This is a genomic window from Serratia plymuthica, from assembly GCF_018336935.1.
Taxonomy (GTDB): domain Bacteria; phylum Pseudomonadota; class Gammaproteobacteria; order Enterobacterales; family Enterobacteriaceae; genus Serratia; species Serratia plymuthica_B.
Window position 1 is genome coordinate 5,080,773 of sequence record NZ_CP068771.1, and the last position, 19,172, is coordinate 5,099,944.

General features: G+C 58.2%; 18 protein-coding genes. 12 read left to right on the forward strand and 6 right to left on the reverse strand.

Annotation, left to right across the window (positions count from 1 at the left end; all coding sequences use genetic code 11):
• The first annotated feature begins 120 nt into the window (after positions 1 to 120).
• From JK621_RS23605 to JK621_RS23620, 4 genes are read left to right on the forward strand one after another with little or no spacing between them, the layout of a single operon-like run.
• Positions 121 to 486, forward strand: coding sequence for a copper resistance protein (locus JK621_RS23605; RefSeq protein WP_212557887.1), 366 nt, complete (start codon positions 121 to 123; stop codon positions 484 to 486).
• Positions 487 to 535: 49 nt separating this feature from the next.
• Positions 536 to 2,572, forward strand: coding sequence for a protein-disulfide reductase DsbD family protein (locus tag JK621_RS23610; RefSeq protein WP_212557888.1), 2,037 nt, complete (start codon positions 536 to 538; stop codon positions 2,570 to 2,572).
• Positions 2,569 to 3,285 carry a DsbA family protein gene (locus JK621_RS23615; RefSeq protein ID WP_212557889.1) on the forward strand — a complete coding sequence of 239 codons (717 nt, stop codon included), beginning with the start codon at positions 2,569 to 2,571 and terminating at the stop codon, positions 3,283 to 3,285. Before JK621_RS23610 ends, JK621_RS23615 begins: the two co-directional genes overlap by 4 nt.
• A complete protein-coding gene (locus tag JK621_RS23620; RefSeq protein WP_212557890.1) occupies positions 3,278 to 3,778 on the forward strand; it encodes a protein disulfide oxidoreductase in 501 nt (166 codons plus the stop codon). Before JK621_RS23615 ends, JK621_RS23620 begins: the two co-directional genes overlap by 8 nt.
• Before the next feature lie 8 nt (positions 3,779 to 3,786).
• Here the strand turns inward: JK621_RS23620 and JK621_RS23625 are convergent, their stop codons facing one another.
• A complete protein-coding gene (locus JK621_RS23625) occupies positions 3,787 to 5,244 on the reverse strand; it encodes a PLP-dependent aminotransferase family protein (protein WP_212557891.1) in 1,458 nt (485 codons plus the stop codon).
• A gap of 294 nt (positions 5,245 to 5,538) precedes the next feature.
• On the opposite strand from JK621_RS23625, the gene JK621_RS23630 reads away from it, so the two are divergent.
• A complete protein-coding gene (locus JK621_RS23630; RefSeq protein WP_212557892.1) occupies positions 5,539 to 6,534 on the forward strand; it encodes a DMT family transporter in 996 nt (331 codons plus the stop codon).
• Positions 6,535 to 6,831: 297 nt separating this feature from the next.
• Here the strand turns inward: JK621_RS23630 and JK621_RS23635 are convergent, their stop codons facing one another.
• The 4 genes from JK621_RS23635 to JK621_RS23650 form a co-directional block, all read right to left on the reverse strand.
• Positions 6,832 to 7,647, reverse strand: a complete 816-nt coding sequence (locus JK621_RS23635; RefSeq protein WP_212557893.1) for a hypothetical protein — start codon at positions 7,645 to 7,647, stop codon at positions 6,832 to 6,834.
• Between the two features lie 566 nt (positions 7,648 to 8,213).
• Positions 8,214 to 9,731 (reverse strand): tripartite tricarboxylate transporter permease, encoded by a 1,518-nt coding sequence (locus JK621_RS23640; RefSeq protein WP_212560276.1) that lies wholly within the window; start codon positions 9,729 to 9,731, stop codon positions 8,214 to 8,216.
• 11 nt (positions 9,732 to 9,742) lie between these two features.
• Positions 9,743 to 10,174 carry a tripartite tricarboxylate transporter TctB family protein gene (locus tag JK621_RS23645; protein WP_212557894.1) on the reverse strand — a complete coding sequence of 144 codons (432 nt, stop codon included), beginning with the start codon at positions 10,172 to 10,174 and terminating at the stop codon, positions 9,743 to 9,745.
• A 14-nt stretch (positions 10,175 to 10,188) separates the two neighbouring features.
• Entirely contained in the window at positions 10,189 to 11,169 is a 981-nt protein-coding gene (locus JK621_RS23650) for a Bug family tripartite tricarboxylate transporter substrate binding protein (protein ID WP_212557895.1), read from the reverse strand.
• 279 nt (positions 11,170 to 11,448) lie between these two features.
• On the opposite strand from JK621_RS23650, the gene JK621_RS23655 reads away from it, so the two are divergent.
• From JK621_RS23655 to JK621_RS23665, 3 genes are all read left to right on the forward strand, one after another.
• On the forward strand, positions 11,449 to 11,775 hold the full coding sequence (locus tag JK621_RS23655) for a hypothetical protein (RefSeq protein WP_212557896.1): 327 nt from the start codon (positions 11,449 to 11,451) through the stop codon (positions 11,773 to 11,775).
• Positions 11,776 to 11,978: 203 nt separating this feature from the next.
• On the forward strand, positions 11,979 to 12,653 hold the full coding sequence (tctD, locus tag JK621_RS23660) for a transcriptional regulator TctD (protein ID WP_212557897.1): 675 nt from the start codon (positions 11,979 to 11,981) through the stop codon (positions 12,651 to 12,653).
• On the forward strand, positions 12,640 to 14,058 hold the full coding sequence (locus tag JK621_RS23665; RefSeq protein WP_212557898.1) for a sensor histidine kinase: 1,419 nt from the start codon (positions 12,640 to 12,642) through the stop codon (positions 14,056 to 14,058). Before tctD ends, JK621_RS23665 begins: the two co-directional genes overlap by 14 nt.
• Here the strand turns inward: JK621_RS23665 and JK621_RS23670 are convergent.
• Positions 14,055 to 14,954 carry a DMT family transporter gene (locus JK621_RS23670; protein WP_212560277.1) on the reverse strand — a complete coding sequence of 300 codons (900 nt, stop codon included), beginning with the start codon at positions 14,952 to 14,954 and terminating at the stop codon, positions 14,055 to 14,057. The two genes, JK621_RS23665 and JK621_RS23670, sit on opposite strands and share 4 nt — an antisense overlap.
• Positions 14,955 to 15,077: 123 nt before the next feature.
• Here JK621_RS23670 and JK621_RS23675 point away from each other — a divergent pair, with 123 nt between their 5' ends.
• From JK621_RS23675 to truA, 4 genes are all read left to right on the forward strand, one after another.
• Complete coding sequence (locus tag JK621_RS23675) at positions 15,078 to 15,851, forward strand: AraC family transcriptional regulator (protein WP_212557899.1); 774 nt, start codon at positions 15,078 to 15,080, stop codon at positions 15,849 to 15,851.
• A gap of 179 nt (positions 15,852 to 16,030) precedes the next feature.
• Positions 16,031 to 17,152, forward strand: a complete 1,122-nt coding sequence (gene pdxB / locus JK621_RS23680) for a 4-phosphoerythronate dehydrogenase PdxB (RefSeq protein WP_212557900.1) — start codon at positions 16,031 to 16,033, stop codon at positions 17,150 to 17,152.
• A gap of 151 nt (positions 17,153 to 17,303) precedes the next feature.
• Positions 17,304 to 18,314, forward strand: coding sequence for an aspartate-semialdehyde dehydrogenase (locus JK621_RS23685; RefSeq protein ID WP_065506373.1), 1,011 nt, complete (start codon positions 17,304 to 17,306; stop codon positions 18,312 to 18,314).
• Entirely contained in the window at positions 18,314 to 19,135 is an 822-nt protein-coding gene (truA, locus tag JK621_RS23690) for a tRNA pseudouridine(38-40) synthase TruA (protein WP_212557901.1), read from the forward strand. The genes JK621_RS23685 and truA overlap by 1 nt, the downstream gene beginning before the upstream one ends.
• Positions 19,136 to 19,172 lie beyond the last annotated feature (37 nt).

The following is a 19,172-nucleotide window of genomic DNA, read 5'->3' on the forward strand; positions in this document are numbered from 1 at the left end:
CCCATGATACCTGTAAATGGTCGCCATCAATACCGCCCCCAGACATTTCTTTACAGGCAAAATGATTGCTAATCACGTCTGCGCCGCTAAGATAAGCCCAGACTTGGCATTGAGGGCAGCATGGTTAAACAGCAGCGGATTGCGAAATGGTTTTTATGCCTGGCTTGCCTGGTGATGCTGACCTGCATGACTCAACGCATGGCGGGCCTGCATGCGTTGCAGCAGGCGATGGACTTGCCCGTCGCCAGTGCCGAACTCTCCGCTACCGATGACGACGCTGCACTTCAGCCCAAGCCCTGCGAACTGAGCGCCAAATCACTGTTGGCTGCGCCGCCGGTAATGTTCGAAACCCTGCTGTTCGGTCTTGGCCTGCTGCTGGTGCTGCTGGCGCCCACTGTGGCCGCGCGTCTGCGTATTCCCCCTCCCAGAGTGATTTCTCCCACCACCCTCAGGGTACACCTCCGATTATGCGTATTCCGTGAATGAGTTAATCGCCCCTCTTGTTTGGTGATTAACTCATTTATGGAGAAAAAACATGTTGAATATCATCAGGTCGGCGCTTGCCTGCCTGTTAATGCTGTGGCTGCCCGCCTTGCAGGCGGCAGACAGCGGCTGGCTGCAAAGCCCGGCCAACGATCACGCCAAAGTGCGGCTGCGGGCCGACACGTCGCACACTGGGGAGACCCGGTTGCTGCTGGCAATAGAGCTGCAACAAGGCTGGAAAACCTACTGGCGTTCACCCGGCGAAGGCGGTATTGCGCCGGCGATAAGCTGGCAAGGCAATCCGCCGCCGGCCACCTGGTTTTGGCCGACGCCGCAGCGTTTTGACGTAGCCGGCATTTCCACCCAGGGATATCACGATCGGGTTGAACTGCCGATGGTGATAAAGGGAGCCACACCGCCTCAACTGGCGGGCACCCTGACGCTGTCTACCTGCAGTAACGTCTGCATTTTGACCGACTATCCGTTCAGTCTCGATCTCGGCGCGCCGCAAGACGCGCAGTTTAACCACGACTTTGCTCAGGCGATGGGGCAGGTGCCGATTGCCGATGGCCTGGTTGACGGCATTAAAGCCGGTTATCAGCGCGGGGAACTGCAGATCAGCGCCGAGCGCGCCGCCGGTTGGCGGCAGCCCGAGTTGTTCTTCGATACGCTGGCGGATGCCGATCTCGGCAAACCGCAGGTCAGCACCGACGGCAACCGGATGTTGGCGCGGGTACCGGTCAGTGATGGCTGGGGGGATACCGCACCGGACTTGCGCGGCAAAACTCTGACGCTGGTCATCAGTGACGGCGGTATCGCGCAGCAGGTTCAACTGCCGATTGGCGGGCCGCTGGCCTCACCGCCAGCGGCGGCTTTTCCGCTGTGGCAGGCGGTGCTGATGGCGCTGGCCGGTGGCCTGATCCTCAATCTGATGCCCTGCGTGCTGCCGGTGCTCGGCATCAAACTGGGCTCGATTTTGCAGGTAGAACTGCGGGACCGGCGCAGCATCCGGCTGCAGTTTCTGGCCTCGTCATTGGGCATCGTCGCATCCTTTATGGCGTTGGCGTTGCTGATGACGGTGCTGCGGCTGAGCAATCAGGCGCTTGGCTGGGGCATTCAGTTTCAAAACCCGTGGTTTATCGGCTTTATGGTGCTGGTAACGCTGTTGTTCAGCGCCAACCTGTTCGGCCTGTTCCACGTGCAACTTTCCTCTTCGTTGAATACCAAACTGGCGACCCATAACGGGCACGGCCTGAGCGGGCATTTCTTGCAGGGCGCCTTTGCCACCTTGTTGGCGACGCCCTGTTCTGCGCCCTTTCTTGGCACCGCGGTGGCTTTTGCCCTGGCCGCGCCGCTGCCGGTGCTGTGGGGCATGTTTGTCGCCTTGGGCATAGGCATGAGCCTGCCTTGGCTGCTGATCGCCGCCTGGCCGGCGCTGGCGCTGCGTTTGCCGCGTCCGGGGCGTTGGATGAACGCGTTACGGTGGGCAATGGGGTTGTTGATGCTGGCCTCTTCGCTGTGGCTGCTGAGCCTGATGGCGAATCATATTGGCGCAACCCCGACGTTGGCCGTGGGCGGCATAGCGCTGCTGGCTCTGCTGTTGGCGGTATGGCGACGGCATGGCGTGCGCCTGGCTGCCGGATTGGTTGCCGTCACGCTGGCGCTGTTCGGCGTGGCGTTGTTGGCCGGTTCGCTCACCGCCGGGTTGTGGCGTCAGCCGTTGCAGGACAATGTGCGCTGGCAACCGCTGAGCGAGCAGGCGATAACCCAGGCCTTGGCCGAGCGTAAGCGGGTATTTATCGATGTTACCGCCGACTGGTGCGTTACCTGTAAAGCCAATAAATTCAACGTATTGCTGCGCGATGATGTGCAACAGGCGCTGAGCGCCGACGACGTGGTGGCGCTGCGCGGCGACTGGAGCCGGCCTTCTGCCGAGATTAGCGCCTTCCTGCAACGGCGCGGCAGCGTTGCCGTGCCTTTTAACCAGATTTATGGCCCCGGCAGCCCTGACGGCGTGGTGTTGTCCCCGTTGTTAACCCGCGATGCCGTGTTGCAAACCCTGTCCGCCGCCAAAGGAAATTCACAATGAAAAAGTTACTGATGTTATTGATGCTGATTGCCGCTCCCGTCTGGGCCGCCGCCCCCTTTACCCCAGAGCAGGAGCTGCGCATTAAGGCATTGATCCGCGAAACCCTGGTATCGAACCCGGATATTCTGGCGCAGGCGGTCGATGCCTGGCAGCAGCAGACCGCCGGTCAGCAGATTGAGCAGGTGATTAAGCAAAATGCCAAAGCTTTGTATGAAGATCCTGCCAGCCCGCGTCTGGGGGCCGGCAACGCCAGGCTGACGCTGGTGGTGTTCACGGATTACAACTGCCCGTACTGTAAGCGTTTTGATCCGATGCTGGAAAAAGTCGTCAAACAAAATCCGGAGGTAGCGCTGGTGGTAAAACTGCTGCCGTTCAAGGGCGAAAGCTCGGTCAGTTCGGCGCGTGTCGCTTTAACTGCCTGGCAGCAACATCCGGACCAGTTTTGGGCGTTGCACCAGCGGCTGATGGCGAAGAAGGGCTTCCACGACAACGCCAGCATCGCCGCCGCCCAGCAGAAAACCGGGGTGAAAGCGGTGGCGCCGAGTGAGCTGAGCATGGCCACGCTGCGCACCAACATGGAACTGGCGGAAAAACTGGGGGTGCAGGGAACGCCTGCGACGCTGATTGGCGATCAGATGCTGCCGGGTGCGGTGTCTTACGAGGAACTGGAGGCGATAGTGAAACAGCAACTGGCGAAGGCCCAAAATGGCTAAGCTGCGGCGCTGGGGGCGCGAACTCTTGATCCTGCTGCTGATTGTGCTGGCGGTGGTGGTGGCGATGGACTGGCTGCGTGCGCCGCAGGCGCCGGCGGCTTTCGATTCACAGGCGTTGACCACATTGAGCGGCGAGAGGGTTTCACTCGCGCAGCTCAGCCGGGACAAGCCGCTGCTGGTCTACTTCTGGGCCAGCTGGTGCGGCGTGTGCCGCTTTACCACGCCGTATGTTGCCAGGCTGGCGGAGGAAGGCGGCAATGTGCTGACCGTGGCGCTGCGTTCCGGTGACGATCCGCAGGTCGAACAGTGGCTGGCGCGCAAACGGCTGACGCTGCCGGTGGTTAACGATCCGCGCGGCGAGCTGTCGGCGCAGTGGCAGGTGGGCGTCACCCCGACGCTGGTGGTCATTTCCCAGGGCAAGGTGGTGCAGAGCACCACCGGCTGGACCAGCTACTGGGGGATGAAACTGCGCTTGTGGTGGGCCGGGCGGTAAGCGCCGTTTTATTTGGCGGTGATGACCTCATTAATCGCCCGGCAGAGCCGGGCGATACCTTCTTCAATCAGCGGTGGCGTGTTGGCGGCGAAATTCAGTCGCAGGCCATGCGCGCCATGCGATTCCCGGGCATAAAAACACTCTCCGCGTGCAAAGGTGACGCCGTGGCGCCAGGCCACCGGCATCAGCGCTTCGTTGTTAACCGCAGCGGGCAGCGTCAGCCAGATAAATAACCCGCCTTCGGGCGTTTCAAAGCGGCAGCCGTGCGGCAGATGCTGCAGCAATGCCGTTACCATGGCATCACGGTGCTGGCGGTAGATCCGCCCGGCGCGCCGCAGCTGTTTGTCATAGCGGCCAATGGTGACAAAGGCGTCCAGCGCCCGCTGGATCAGGTTGGAGCTGGTAAAGCTGTCGACGTGTTTTAACCGTGCTATCTGCTGATATTGCTCACTGTCGGCGACCAGGTAGCCGATACGCATGCTGGGCAGCAGCATTTTGGAAAAGGTGCTGACATATATCACCGCGCCCGGCTGCGCCAGCGCCCGCAGCGACGGCAGCTGTTTGCCGTTGTAGCGCAAATCGCCGACAAAATCGTCTTCCAGTATCGGCACTCCGGCACGTTGAGCCAGCGCCAGCAGGCGTCGGCGGCGGGCTTCGCTCATGCAGCGCCCGGTCGGGTTATGAAAATTGGGGATGGTGTAAATCAGTTTTGGCCGGTGCTTTTCCAGCAGTGCCGGCAGGTGTTCAACCAGCATGCCGTGTCGATCGCTGGGGACAGTGACGATATTGATCCTGTGCAGACGCAGCAGCCCCAGCGCTTCGGCATAGGTGGGTTCTTCGACGATCACCGTATCCCCCGGTTCAAGCAGGCTTTGCACAATCAGGCTGATGGCGTGCTGCGAACCGTTGGTGATCAGCACCTGTTCCGCGTGGGTAGGGATGCCCTGGGCGGTGAGGATCCGCCCCAGCGTATCGCGCAGCGGGTAGTAGCCGCAGTATTCGCCATAGCCGAAAGCCTCTTCCGCATGGCGGCTGAGCACCGACAGCAAGATCTTGCGGAATTCCTCCTGGGGGAAAACCTTCGGGCTGCCGACGCCGGCGGCAAAGTTGATGATGTTATCCGGCAGCGGCGTGTCGGGGTAGCCGTCCAGCCGCGAGGTCAGGGTGGTGAAACGCGCTGCCGGGAACGACGTATCGGACGTCGGCTGCGGTTGAGCGGGCCGCGCGCCCGGATGCAGAACATAGGCGCCGCTGCCGCGTCGCTGGCGCAGAAATCCTTTGGACGCCAGTTCGGCATAGGCATTGTCGGCCGTCAGCCGGCTGACGGCCAGTTCGGCCGCCAATGTGCGGGTGGAAGGCAGTTTGTCGCCATCGACAAAGACGCCGCTCAATATCGCCCGCCGCAATGCCTCTTCAATTTGCAGATACAGCGGGACATCCTGCTGGCGGTCTAACGGGATATGCATGGAAATTGGCTCGGTCAGGTGCGATGATTTTTACTATACCTCATCGCTGTCTGCCTTCAAGAGGGTAAAAGTGGCCTGCATAACAATGGGGGAAAGTGGCTCTGGCGGCAAAATGTCGCCGCGTTAGAATTCCTGCCTGAGTCTCTATCCTAAATAATTCGGGTTGCAGGAAGGCGACAAGAGCGAGAGTCCCGATGAGCTTACTCAAGTAAGTGATTCGGGTGAACGCTTGCAGTCAACACACCTGCAGCTTGAAGTATGACGGATATATTATCGCCGTTTTTTGAGGGTGTTATGTCATTACCGTCGGGTATTTCAGCAAGGCCGGCTTTCCCCGGCGCGCGTATTTTGCAAGGCAGCAGTCAGGGGTATGTCATTGCCATCATCAGTGCCATGCTGCTGGCCTTTACCGCCATTATCATCCGCGTGCTGACGCAGCATTATCACCTGCCTACCTTCGTGCTGGCCTTTTGGCGAGCGGCATTGGTGGCCCTGGTGTTATTGCCTCTGCTGTTGCTTATTAAACCCGAATGGGCGCGCTTGCAGCCTGCGCAGGTGCCTTTTTATGCCTGTTATGGCTTGCTGCTGGCGGTATTCAACAGCCTGTGGACGTTGTCGGTAGCCTTGAACGGCGCGTCGGTGGCGACCATTCTTACTTACTGCTCGGTAGGTTTTACCGTATTTCTTGGCTGGGTGATGTACAGCGAACGGCTGAACCTGCGCCAGATGCTGGTGATTGCGGTCAGCCTGGGCGGCTGTTTCCTGGTCAGCAACGGCGATAGCCTGGGCACTACCCATTTCAATCTGCTGGGGCTGTTGATCGGCATGCTGTCGGGTATCGGCTATACCCTTTATACCCTGGGAGGGCGGGTAGCCACAGAGCGGCGCTACCCGGTGTGGAATACCATTTTGTATGTGTTTGGCTTTTCGGCGATTTACCAATGGCTGTTCAACACCGCGTTGACGCTGTTTCCTCTGGCTGCATTTCAGGGGATGACCGGCTCTTTGTGGTTCCTTTCCCAGGGGGCGCAAGGTATCGAGTGGAGTGGTTGGTTATTGCTGGTGATCCTGGCCGCCGGGCCGACGCTGCTGGGGTTCGGTTTGTACAACATCAGCCTGAAGACGTTACCGCTGGCGGTTGCAAACTTGATTTTGTCGCTGGAGCTGGTGTTCACGGCGGTCATTGCCTATTTCCTGCTGGGGGAAAACATGAACCAGCTGCAACTGCTGGGCAGCGCGCTGGTGATGGGCGGGGTGCTGATGCTGAAGAGCAAAACGGTTGAGGCGTAATTTGTTACCCTTAGGCCAAGATGTGGAGACAACATCGGCCGAAAGGCGATATCTGCTTGGGAGATGGCTGCTGGCCAGCAATGATATTGCGGGCTTGAACGTGCGATAAGCGAAATTAAGCGTTAAATGAACAGGGCAGGGGAGTTACCCCGCCCCCCTTGACTCACTCAGCCTTGGCCGTTTCCAACGTCAGACGACGTTTATTAAATACCGTAATCCGGCTCGCTCCAGAGTAATGCTAAACAGTTTAATACGTGGGTCAATATTAAGTGACCACTGCAGTCATACAGTGGGACGCTATAAATAAGCAATGTAAATAATAGCATTCCCTGAGAAAGGTCCTGGACTGATGATCTCATTAGCTGTCATTTTTGCTTTTAGGGACATGTATTTTGGTATTCCGCCAGTTAAATAATAGTTGACACCGGCCCAGGCGGATTTCTCATCCAGAAACAGCGTGGAATAAAAGTTCTTGTTGTTGTTTAGATAAATCCTGTCTTCGGCTAATGTAGACTGGGAATATATCTTTACAGTTCCTGATTGGGAGCACTCAACTGTTCCATGAATGCTCTTCTCCGCCACGGAAATTTCATCTTGTGAAAGCGTACCAAAATCTATCACCGTTGGGAGATTCACATTACAAGATTGGTTTTGTGGCGGTAACTTACCACAAACAGAGTTGGGCCATAAACGTGCACCTCCGGCTATTGCGGGGGTCTGTACATAAAAAAGTCCAACGCAGCTGGCATCACTGCCATTTACTCTATAAGGCCTTGAGGTCCAGGGAATACCAAAGGAAGCCTTCCACGCGATCTCTACTTCTTTTGCTGTTCTGTAATTTTCGATTCGGAGACAGTTACGAGACTCTATACATGAACCATATAGCCCAGGATATCGGGTGCTGTATTTTACATCCGGGCCTATAAAACAAGAGGACCATCTATAGCAAGGATTGAGATCGGAGGTACTCTCATCCCATGCAACCAAAGATTGAACAACAGTCCAGTTAACAAAAGATACAGGAAGCATATATGCGCCAGCTACAGCTTGCTGAGAGAATGAAAAAACAGTAAAAAAAATAAAATTTCTATACGTTGCAATCCCTGGTTTCATATTAATTCCCATTCCATTGTGAAGATTCCCATGCAGATCCCTTGGTGTTTAAGATAAAAGTGATATTCGATGCATGAAGCGGTTTCGTGCAGCTGTGTGGTGTGTCATTTATAAACCTGATTTATAAATGGCAATGATTAGATTGACCGATTTAATAAATTTTTTATAATGAAAGCTGCAATTTATATATTGACTAATTCTTGGTGTGTTGCAAATCACTTATACCGATCGATAAAATTCAATTGATAGTCAAATTCTATCAAATGTATCATATGAATCGGTTATATCGATCGATTGGCTTTTTGAGTTCTTCTCGGAGCAGAGCCGATAAGATGACATCTAGATAGGAGGCGGTCCCTATCCTGTGCATTGCCAAATTTTAGGCTGTGTTTGGGTTCTAATGCTGGGGCAAGGGGACGGAAAAAGCATCAACAACGAAATCCAGATCCTGTTCAGACATAAAAAATCCGGAGTCAGGCGGCTGACTCCGGATTATCTCTCGTTGGCCTGATCGTTCAAGTGCTCTTAAACGATCGGTATTAGGGTTATTACCCCGTCCTTTTTACCTATTCGGCCTTCGCCGTTTCCGCCAGCCGGCGGCGCTTGCGTATCCTGCGCAGCAACAACGGCAGTACCAAAACCGCCACCGCCAGCACCAGCAGCGTTTGCGCGATGCTGCTGCTCCACAGGATGCCAAACTCGCCGTTACTGATCGACAGCGCGCGGCGCAGGTTTTGTTCCAGCATTTCACCCAGCACGAAGCCCAGAATAAGCGGCGACATCGGGAAGTGCATTTTGCGCAAGATATAACCGAACACTCCCAGCCCGACCATCAACAACAGGTCGAAGGTGGTGCTGTGCACCGCATAAACGCCCACTGCAGATACGGCGGCAATCGCCGGTACCAGGAACCACAGCGGGATGGTCAGCATGCGGGTAAACAGGCCGACCAGCGGCAGGTTCATGATCAGCAGGATCACGTTGGCAATCAGCAACGCGGCGATCAGGCCCCAGACAATGTCCGGCTGCTCGGTGAACATCGCCGGGCCCGGCGTGATGTTGTACAGCGTCAATGCGCCCATCATCACCGCCGTGGTGCCGGAACCCGGCACGCCCAGCGTCAGCATCGGAATGAACGAGCCGCAGGCCGAAGCATTGTTGGCGGCTTCCGGCGCCGCGACGCCGCGAATATCCCCCTTGCCGAAGGTCTCGCTGTTGCCGCTGATTTTCTTTTCGGTCATATAGGTGAGCGCGCTGGCGATGGTGGCGCCGGCGCCGGGCAGAATGCCGACGAAGAAGCCGATCACCGAAGAGCGCAGCGTCGGGCCAACGCACTCGGCGGCCTCTTTGCGGTTAAACAACAGGCGACCGGTTTTACGCACCAGCTTTTGTCCGCCGCTGGTGCTTTCCAGCATCAGCAGGATTTCACTGACCGAGAACAGCCCGATCACCACCACGATAAATTGCACGCCGTCGGAAAGATGCACGCTGTCGAAGGTGAAGCGGTAAACGCCGGTGTTGGCGTCTACGCCTACCGTCGCCAGCCCTAGGCCAATCAGCGCTGCCAGCAGCGACTTCAGCGGGTTTTGGCTCATCATGCTGCCCAGACAGGCGATGGCGAACACCATCAGGGCAAAGTACTCCGCCGGGCCGAATGCCAGCGACCAGCGCGCCAACAGCGGGGCGAACAGGATAATGCCGCCGATGGCGATTATGGAACCGACGAAAGAGCTGACCGCCGAGATCGACAACGCCACGCCGGCGCGGCCCTGTTGCGCCATCGGGTAACCGTCCAGCGCGGTCATGATCGCCGCCGCGTCACCGGGTACGTTGAGCAGGATGGACGAGATGCGGCCGCCGTATTCGCAGCCGATATAGACCGTCGCCAGCAGGATCAGCGCGGACTCGGCCGGCAGCTTGAGAGCAAACGCCAGCGGCAGCAGAATAGCCACGCCGTTGATCGGCCCCAGCCCCGGCAGCAGGCCGACGATGGTGCCGACGAAGCAGCCAATCAGCGCGATAATCAGGTTCTGCGGCACCAGCGCCACTTCGAACCCTTGGGTCAAATACATCCAGGTTTCCATCATCGCCCCCGTTAGCTCAGCCAAACGCCGAGTGGCAGTGTTACGTCGAGTAATTGGTCAAAGGCGTAGTACAGCGCAACGCCCATCACCACGCCGGAGACCGCCGCCGCCGGCAGGCTGGCCTGGAACAGCAGGCCAATGCTGAAGGTCAGCAGTGCGGTGGCCAGCGGAAAGCCCAGCCATTCGAAGCCCCAGCCGTACAGCACCAGCGTAATCACCAGCACCAACAGGCGTTGCATTACCTTGTTGTGCGGCCATTCGACGGCCTGCGGTTTGTTCAGCAGCAGCAGTGCCGCGCACAGCGACATCAGGCTGAGGATGGCCAGCGGGAAGGGGCGCGGCCCCAGCGGTTCATAGCTGTATTCGCTCTGAATGCCCCAGCCGATAAACAGGCCGCCGATGCACAGCAGCAACCAGAAACCGGCAAAAATGCGATCGCTCATGGTATTTCCCCCGGTTATTTAGCCAGGCCGAAGACTTTGGCCTGCTCGCGGTACTGATTGACCTGGTTTTTCACGTAGGCATCCAGTTCCTTGCCGGCCAGGTTGAATTCAAACAGGCCGCGCAGGTCGCGCTGCTTTTTGAATTCGTCGGTTGCCGTCATTTTCTGGAAGGTGTCGAGCCACCATTGATACTCTTCTTCGCTGACCTTCGGGCCAACGTAGAAGCCGCGGATGATCGGCCAGATCAGATTGAAGCCCTGCTCTTTGGCGGTTGGCACGTTGGCTAACTGGCCCGGCAGACGCTGTTCGGAGTACACCGCCAGCACGCGAATTTTGTCACCCTGCAGATAGGGCACCATTTCGCTCAAATCGCCGGACACCGCCTGAATATGGTTGCCGAGCAGCGCGGTAACGGGCTCGCCACCGCCTTCGAACGCGACGTAGCGCATCTTGTGAGGATCGACGCCGACCTCGCGCGCCAGCAGGGCGGTTTTCATCCAGTCCTGGCTGCCGATCGAGGCGCCGGCACCGAATACCACGCTGTTGGGATCTTTCTGGAAGGCATCCATCAGGTCCTTGAGGGTTTTGTACGGCGAGTCGGCGCGCACGGCGATCATGCCGTAATCGGTGCCGACGGCGGCCAGCCATTTCACGTCATCGACGTTGTAACGGCCGAACTTCCCTTGCGAAAGGTTAAGCAGAGAGCCGCCGGAGAAGGCGACCACGGTGCCGAATTCCGCCGGGCGCTGGGCGACGATGGCGTTATAGGCCACCGCGCCGACGCCGCCGGGCATATAGGTAACGCGCATCGGTTTGTCGATGGCGTTGGTTTCCTGCAGCGACACCTGAATCAGCTTGCAGGTCAGATCAAAACCGCCGCCGGGCTTGGCGGGGGCGATACATTCGGTGCGTTTCGGCGCTTCTACGGCAAATGCCTGATTGGCCGCCAGCAGCAGGGCGGTTGCGGTCAGAGTACGGGTGATTATTTTTTTCATTGCTTTCCCCAAGGTGTTTTTCTGTCGGAGTGAATCCCCGCCGATACGGGGTTGCCGAATTGTTAAATCAGCAACCTTTCATTTACCTTTCAGTGAGGGGAAAAGTTTACAGGATGTGATATGCGTCTCCTGTTTGCGGCCAAAACTGCCCGGGTGCTAACACATAAAGCATGGTAAGAACAGCCCTTAAACTTTGCTTAAAACATGTGTAATGTCAGTTTTGCCGTGTTGGTCTTGGGGTAAAATAATAAAAAATAAAATTATTACGGATGCATTATTATGTTTTTTTTGGGGAAATTGTTCGGTGGCAAGGACAGCGCCAAGGTAAACGCCATCAAGATGTTGCCTGTGGCCTATGCTGAAATGATTGGGGAAGCGGGGCATTGTCGGTTAAAACGCCTGCGCCCGGAGATCGGCGTTTTTGAACTGCATTTTTCTGCGGCCAACGGCGAAAAACATGCCTGCCAAATGACTGCCTGCATCACCGGCGTGGATATCGTGTTTGCCGCCAACAATCGCTCTGTGCTGGTTTCCCCGCCGTTCAGTCCCGCCAAAGTGCGGCCGGTGCTTGATATCGCTCTGGCCGACAGCGGGCTTCCATGTTGAAATAAACCGGGCGCTGGTGGCGCCCGTTGTTCTGTAGCGTAATTGTGCTCCAGCTCCCAAAACGGGTTCTGCATCACCCTTCTATCACACCGCCTTCCGTGCCATCCTGCTGTTATAAACATGTTAACAAGCGATATGCCGTCTCCTGACGATACGGCGCTGTATTCATCCTGCTTGTACAGATAAATCAACGGAATGGAAAAATGCGGCTGTTATTGGTAGAAGATCATCCCGAGTTATCCCACTGGTTGCAAAAGGCGCTGACCGGCGCCGGTTTTGCCGTGGACGTCGCGCCGGACGGGGTGGCGGCCGACCATCTGTTGTTAAACGAACGCTATGCGCTGGTGGTGCTGGATGTGGCGCTGCCGCGTCTGAATGGGCTGGATCTGCTGGCCCGTTTGCGTAAGCGCGGCCAGGACCTGCCGGTGTTGTTGTTGACCGCCAGAACCGACGTTGCCGATCGGGTCAGGGGGCTGAATCTGGGCGCCGATGACTACCTCACCAAACCCTTTGAACTCGATGAGCTGGAAGCGCGTATCCGGGCGTTGCTGAGGCGCAGCATCGGCGTGCCCCGGCAGGCGTTGCAATATGGCGCGCTGACCTATCACGATGAAGGCTATTTTCAACTGGACGATAAACCGCTGCAGTTAACGCCGCGTGAACTGGCGGTGCTGACCGCCCTGATCCACCGGCGCGGCCGGCCGGTCGCGAAGCAACAGCTGTTTGAACAGGTGTTTACCCTGTCTGACGAGGCCAATCCGGAGAGTATTGAGCTGTACGTGCATCGGCTGCGGAAAAAACTGCAGGGCAGCAACGTGGCGATCGTCACTCTGCGCGGTCTGGGCTACAGCCTGGAGCTCTGCAATGAGGTGGTTTAACGCACCGCGCTCCCTGTTTTACCAACTGCTGCTGTTTTTCGGTTTACCCTTGTTGGTGCTGGGCGGCATCTCTATATACACCCATTACTTCAGCGCCATGAACGCCGCCACGCTGGCTTACGATCGCACGCTGCTGGCATCGGCGCGCACCGTGGCGGAGCGGCTGGTGGTGCGCAACGGCCGCCTGGAAGTGGATGTGCCTTACGTGGTGCTCGACAGCTTTGAGCGCAACATGAACGATCAGCTCTATTACGAAGTGATCTCTCCGCAGGGCAAAAGTATCTCCGGTTATGACGATCTGCCGACCATGCCGCCGCATATCCTGCGCTCGAGTTTGTACCCGGCACTGGTGCATTTCTATGACGCCGAATACAGCGGCCGGCCTATCCGCGTGGCTGCGCTGTACCAGCCGGTCAATGAATCGGGCGTAATGGGCATGGCGACGATCCTGGTGGCGGAAACGCTGGAGTCGCGCCATTACCTGGCACGGCAGATGATGCTTTCTGCCTTGCTCAGCCAGGGGACCGTGGTGGTACTGACGATGATTCTGGCCTTCGCCTTGCTCAAGCGAGTGCTAAAGCCGATGCGCAAGCTTTCCGGCATCATGCTGCGGCGCGATCCGGGCGAACTGACGCCGTTGCCGATGGTGTTGCCCTGGTCGGAAATGCAGCCTCTGTTGCTGGCGTTCAACCGTTATATCGAACGGCTGCGGGTAATGGTGGCGCGTCAGGAGCGTTTCAGCGCCGACGCTTCTCATCAACTGCGCACGCCGCTGACGGTGCTGAAAACGCAAGTGGGAGTGGCGCTGGCCAGCGATAAGCCGGAGCAGTGGCGGGAGAGCCTGGCGGCGATGAGCGTCACGCTGGATAACACCGTGGCCCTGACCGATCGTCTGCTCTACCTCTCGCGGCTTAAAGCCCATGAACATCATGCCGATCGCAAGCTGCAACCGGTGAATTTGGCGCAGGTATTGCGCGACGCCTGTTTTTCGCGCCTGCCGCAGGCGCGCAGCAAGCGCATTGATTTAGGCTATGAAGGGGAGTCGGTATGCTGGGTCGGCGGTGAGACGCTGTTGCTCACCGAGCTGTGCGCCAATCTGCTGGATAACGCGCTGAAATATGTGCCGAATCAGGGCGTGGTCACCGCTCGACTGACGCTCGACAAGCCGGCGGGGGAGTGCGTGCTGGAAATCGAAGACAGCGGCCCGGGTATCGCTCAGCAGGATACCGCGCAGGCGCTGCAACCCTTTCATCGGCTGGATAACGTGGGCGAACAGCCCGGCGCCGGGCTGGGGCTGGCGCTGGTCAGCGACATTACCCGTTATCACGGCACCCGCCCGGAGCTGTTGACCTCGGCCGCGCTTGGCGGCCTGCTGGTGCGGGTGCGTTTTCAACTGTTGCCTTAAGACCCCATCCCCGGGGCCGAAGCTTTTGCCTTGCGCCCTAACGGCGTGCGCAGGCGCTGCGACAAAATTACGCCCAGCAACGTGACGCCGCCGCCGATCAAATGGTAACTGTGCAGTTGTTCATGGAGGAACAGCACGGCGATGACAGCGGTAAATACCGGCGACAGGTTCATGAATATCGACGCGGTATTGGCCCCGAGGCGAATAACGCCCTGGATCCACAAGAAAGGGGCGATGATCGAAGCCGGGATACCGGCGAACAATACCAGCGGGATATTCTGGCTGTTCAGTCCGACATCCTGCGCCATCAGAAAGTTGGGCAGCAACAGCACGACGCCGAGCAGGATCTGCACATACAGCGCCTGCCAATTAGGCAGCGCAATCATCCAGCGTTTGGTCAGCACGCCGTACAGCGCATAGGAAGCGGCGGCGGCGAACATCATCAGTTCTCCTTTGCCGATGCCATGTTGCAGCAACTCGCCTGGATGACCGGCGCTGACCAGCCATATCAATCCGCCGAAGGACAACAGGCTGCCGATCGCCACGCCGACGGTCGGCGCAATGCGCAGCAGCACGATGCTGATCAGGATGGTCAGCAACGGGATCAGCGACACAATGATACCCATAAACAGCGCGCTGACGCTGTGCGCCGCATAGTAGGCCAGGCTTTGGTACAGCACCATGCCGAGCAGGCCAAGGATCAGCAATTTCCACCCGTTGGCGCGCACCTCCCGCCAATTGCGGATCACGCCGGGTAATACGAAGGGGGTCAGGACGATCAGCGCCAGCAGCCAACGGTAAAACGAGATGGCGGCCGGATCGATAGCGGTGGCGGAGAGTTTGCTGACGACGGCGTTGACCGACCAGATCAGCACCGCCAACAGCGGGAAGAGCATATTCACGATGATTATTCTCAATAACGACGGACATGCTGGCTAGTCTACTCGTGTCCGGTTTATTATATATAGCGATATCCAGACAATATTTTGTGCCAACAAGACAAATCACGGTATGCAACCATGTCAGAAATCCGTCACTTTCCTGAAGCCTTGATCCCGGCGCCGCGCCCGGTGCAGTTTCGTTGCGAGGAGTTTAATGTCCGCACGGAATTCCAGCCGCACAGCCATCGTTGGGGACAACTGATGTGGGTGAAAGCCGGGGTGATGGTGATGAAGGTCGGCAATCAACGTTTTCTGGCTCCACCGGAGTTTGTGCTGTGGGCGCCGGTGGGGATCGAGCACTCCTGCTACAACCAGCGGCTGGCGCAGTGCCGCCTGGTGGATATCATGCCGTCGCTGTGCGTCGGGCTGCCGGCCGAGCCCTGCCTGGTGAGCGTGACGCCGATTTTCCGTGCCATCGCCGAAGATTTTTACGCACGCAAGCAATATATCCCGCGCGGCAAGCAGGATTTGCGTCTGTGCCGGGCGCTGATCGATCAACTGCATCTGTCGCCGGTCCAGCAAACTTATTTGCCGTCGTCCAACGATAAATTCCTGGCACCGGTGCTGGAAGCGCTGGAGCATTGCCCGTCGGACAACACCCCGCTCGCCGTCTGGGCCGCCCGGGTCTATACCACCGAACGCACCCTGTCACGCCGTTGCCGGCAAGAGCTGGGCATGTCATTCAGTGAATGGCGTCAGCGGTTGCGTTTCCTGCATGCCGTTTCGCTGCTTGAACAGGGCAAAACCGTGCAGAACGTCGCGCTGGAGGTGGGATACAGCTCGGCCTCGGCGTTTATCGTCATGTTTCAGCAAATCGCCGGCAGCACCCCCGAACGCTTTCGTCGGGCCTGATTCGGTGGCACACTCTTTCCCAGATAACCTCTTCATACTTGACGCCGCCTCTGTGCCGGCTGCGAGCACTCGCCCCAGTCACTTACTTGAGTAAGCGCCTGGGGACTTCTGCTCTTGCCGCAGTGATGCAACGCCAATTATTTTGGGTATAAATAAGCCGTAAACCGTCGGAGCAACAAGTGAAAATCCTGGTTGATGAAAATATGCCGTACGCGGCTGAACTGTTCAGTCGTTTGGGGGACGTGCAGGCGGTGCCTGGCCGCCCGATCCCGCGAGATGCGCTGGCGGATGCCGACGCGCTGATGGTGCGTTCGGTGACGAAAGTGAATGAAGATCTGCTGGCCGGTACCCGCATTGGTTTTGTCGGCACCGCTACCGCCGGCACCGACCACGTGGATGATGCCTGGCTGAAACAGCAGGGCATCGGTTTTTCCGCGGCGCCAGGCTGTAACGCCATTGCGGTGGTGGAATATGTGTTCTCTGCGCTGATGCTGTTGGCCGAACGCGACGGTTTTCAGTTGCGCGATAAAACCGTCGGTATTATCGGCGTGGGCAACGTAGGTTCGCGTCTGGATGCCCGTCTTAAAGCATTGGGCGTACGCACGCTGCTGTGCGATCCGCCGCGCGCCGAACGCGGTGACGCCGGGGAGTTCTGGCCGCTGGAAAAACTGGTCGCTGAAGCCGACGTGCTGACGTTCCATACGCCGCTGAATAAATCCGGCCCCTATCACTCGCTGCATTTGGTTGATGCCGAGTTGCTGGCGGCGCTGCCCGATAACCGTATCCTGATCAATGCCTGCCGTGGCGAGGTGGTGGATAACGCCGCGCTGCTGCAGGCACTGGAAAAAGGCAAAAAGCTGAGCACGGTGCTGGACGTTTGGGAACCTGAACCGGAGCTTTCATTACCCCTGTTGGCGCGGGTGGATATCGGCACCGCGCATATCGCCGGTTACACGTTGGAAGGCAAGGCGCGGGGCACCACTCAGGTGTTCGAGGCCTTCAGCCGCCATGTGGGTCGGCCTCAGCAGATTGAGCTGGCCTCGCTGCTGCCGGTGCCTGAATTCAGCCAGATCCAGCTGAACGGCCCGCTGGATGAAGGCAAATTAAAACGATTGATGCACTTGGTGTATGATGTGCGCCGCGATGATGCGCCGCTGCGCAAAGTGGCTGGGCAACCGGGCGAGTTTGATCGCCTGCGCAAGCATTATCAGGAGCGCCGCGAATGGTCCTCGTTGCGCGTCCAGTGCAATGACAACGCCAGTGCGGAACTGCTGCACAAGCTGGGCTTCAGCGTGCTGTAAGGGGCCGGCATGCCGGCTCCTTGCCAAAAAGGCATCGGCCCAATACGTAAGGTTGCCTTAAGCAATCGCCGCTATAGTAAGCGGCAAAGGATTATCGGGCGGTGGCAACACTGCCCGTCTGCTTTTTAAATGAATACTCTGGAGAAACCCAATGTCTGACGGCTGGAATATCGCTCTGCTTGGCGCCACCGGCGCGGTAGGTGAAGCGTTGCTGGAATTATTACAGGAACGCCAGTTCCCGGTGGGCGAACTCTATCCTCTGGCCAGTGAACGCGGCGCCGGGGCAACGGTACGCTTCAACGGCAAGTCGGTGCTGGTGCAAAAAGCGGAAGAATTTGACTGGTCGCAGGCGCAGCTGGCGTTCTTTGTCGCCGGTACCGAGGCGGCGGCCCGCTATGCGGAAGAAGCCGGTAACATGGGTTGCCTGGTGATCGACACCAGCGGCCTGTTTGCACTGGAGCCGGATATCCCCTTGGTGGTGCCTGGCGTGAACCCGCAGGTGCTGGCGGATTATCGCAATCGCAATATCGTCGCCGTGGCCGACAGCATGGTCAGCCAACTGCTGACGGCGATCAAACCCTTGACCGAACAGGCCGGGCTTTCCCGTCTGCACGTCACCACCCTGATGTCGGTATCGGCACGCGGCAAAGTGGCGGTTGACGATCTGGCGGGCCAAAGCGCGCGCTTGCTGAACGGCATTCCGGCTGAACCGGGCGTTTTCGCCAAGCAGTTGGCGTTCAATCTGCTGCCGTTGCTGGCAGACGAACAGGGCAGCGTGCGCGAAGAACGTTTGATTGTCGATCAGGTGCGTAAAGTCTTGCAGGACGAAGGGCTGCCGATTTCCGTGAGCTGCGTGCAGTCGCCGGTGTTCTACGGCCACGCGCAAGTGGTTCACCTGGAAGCGCTGCGCCCGATGTCTGCCGAAGAGGCTCGCAGCGAGCTGGAGCAGGTGGATGATATCCAACTGAGCGAAGAAGACGACTACCCGACTCAGGTTACGGAAGCGTCCGGCAGCGATGCGTTGAGCGTCGGCTGTTTGCGCAATGACTACGGCATTCCTGAAATCCTGCAATTCTGGTCGGTGGCGGACAACGTGCGCTTCGGCGGCGCGCTGATGGCGATCGAAACCGCAGAACGTCTGGTGCAGGAGCAGATGTACTGATGTCTGAAGTTGTCTTGCCCACCCAGCCGAAGTTAAAAATCGCGCTGGGGATTGAATATGACGGCAGCCGTTACTACGGTTGGCAGCGTCAGCAGGAAGTCGCCAGCGTGCAGGCCTGCCTGGAACAGGCGTTGAGCAAGGTGGCGAACGCGCCGATCTCGGTGCTGTGCGCCGGGCGTACCGACGCCGGCGTGCACGCTACCGGCCAGGTGGTGCATTTTGAAACCACCGCGCAACGCAAGGACGCGGCCTGGACTATGGGGGTCAATACCCATCTGCCGCCGGATATTGCCGTACGTTGGGTGGCCGGCGTGGCCGAGGATTTTCATGCGCGTTTCAGCGCCACCGCCCGCCGCTACCGCTACATTATATATAACCACCGCTACCGCCCGGCGGTATTGCAGCAGGGGGTAACCCATTTTTATCACCCGCTGGATGCCGAACGGATGGAAAGGGCGGCGCAGGCGCTGCTGGGCGAGAACGATTTTACGTCGTTCCGCGCCGTGCAATGTCAGTCGCGCACGCCCTGGCGTAACGTAAAACACGTTAAGGTTACGCGCTACGGCGAGTATATCGTGGTAGATATCAAGGCGAATGCCTTCGTGCACCATATGGTGCGCAATATTGTCGGCAGCCTGATGGAAATCGGCTGCGGCAATCAGGATGAGAACTGGATGGCCGAACTGCTGGCGCTGAAGGATCGGAATCTGGCAGCGGCGACGGCGCGTGCCGAAGGATTGTATCTGGTTTCCGTCGATTACCCTGAGCATTTTGGTCTGCCCCGGCCGCCGATGGGGCCGCTGTTTTTACCCGACGATTAGTTTTAGCTGACGATTAGACGCCGGCGCGCCCGACGCG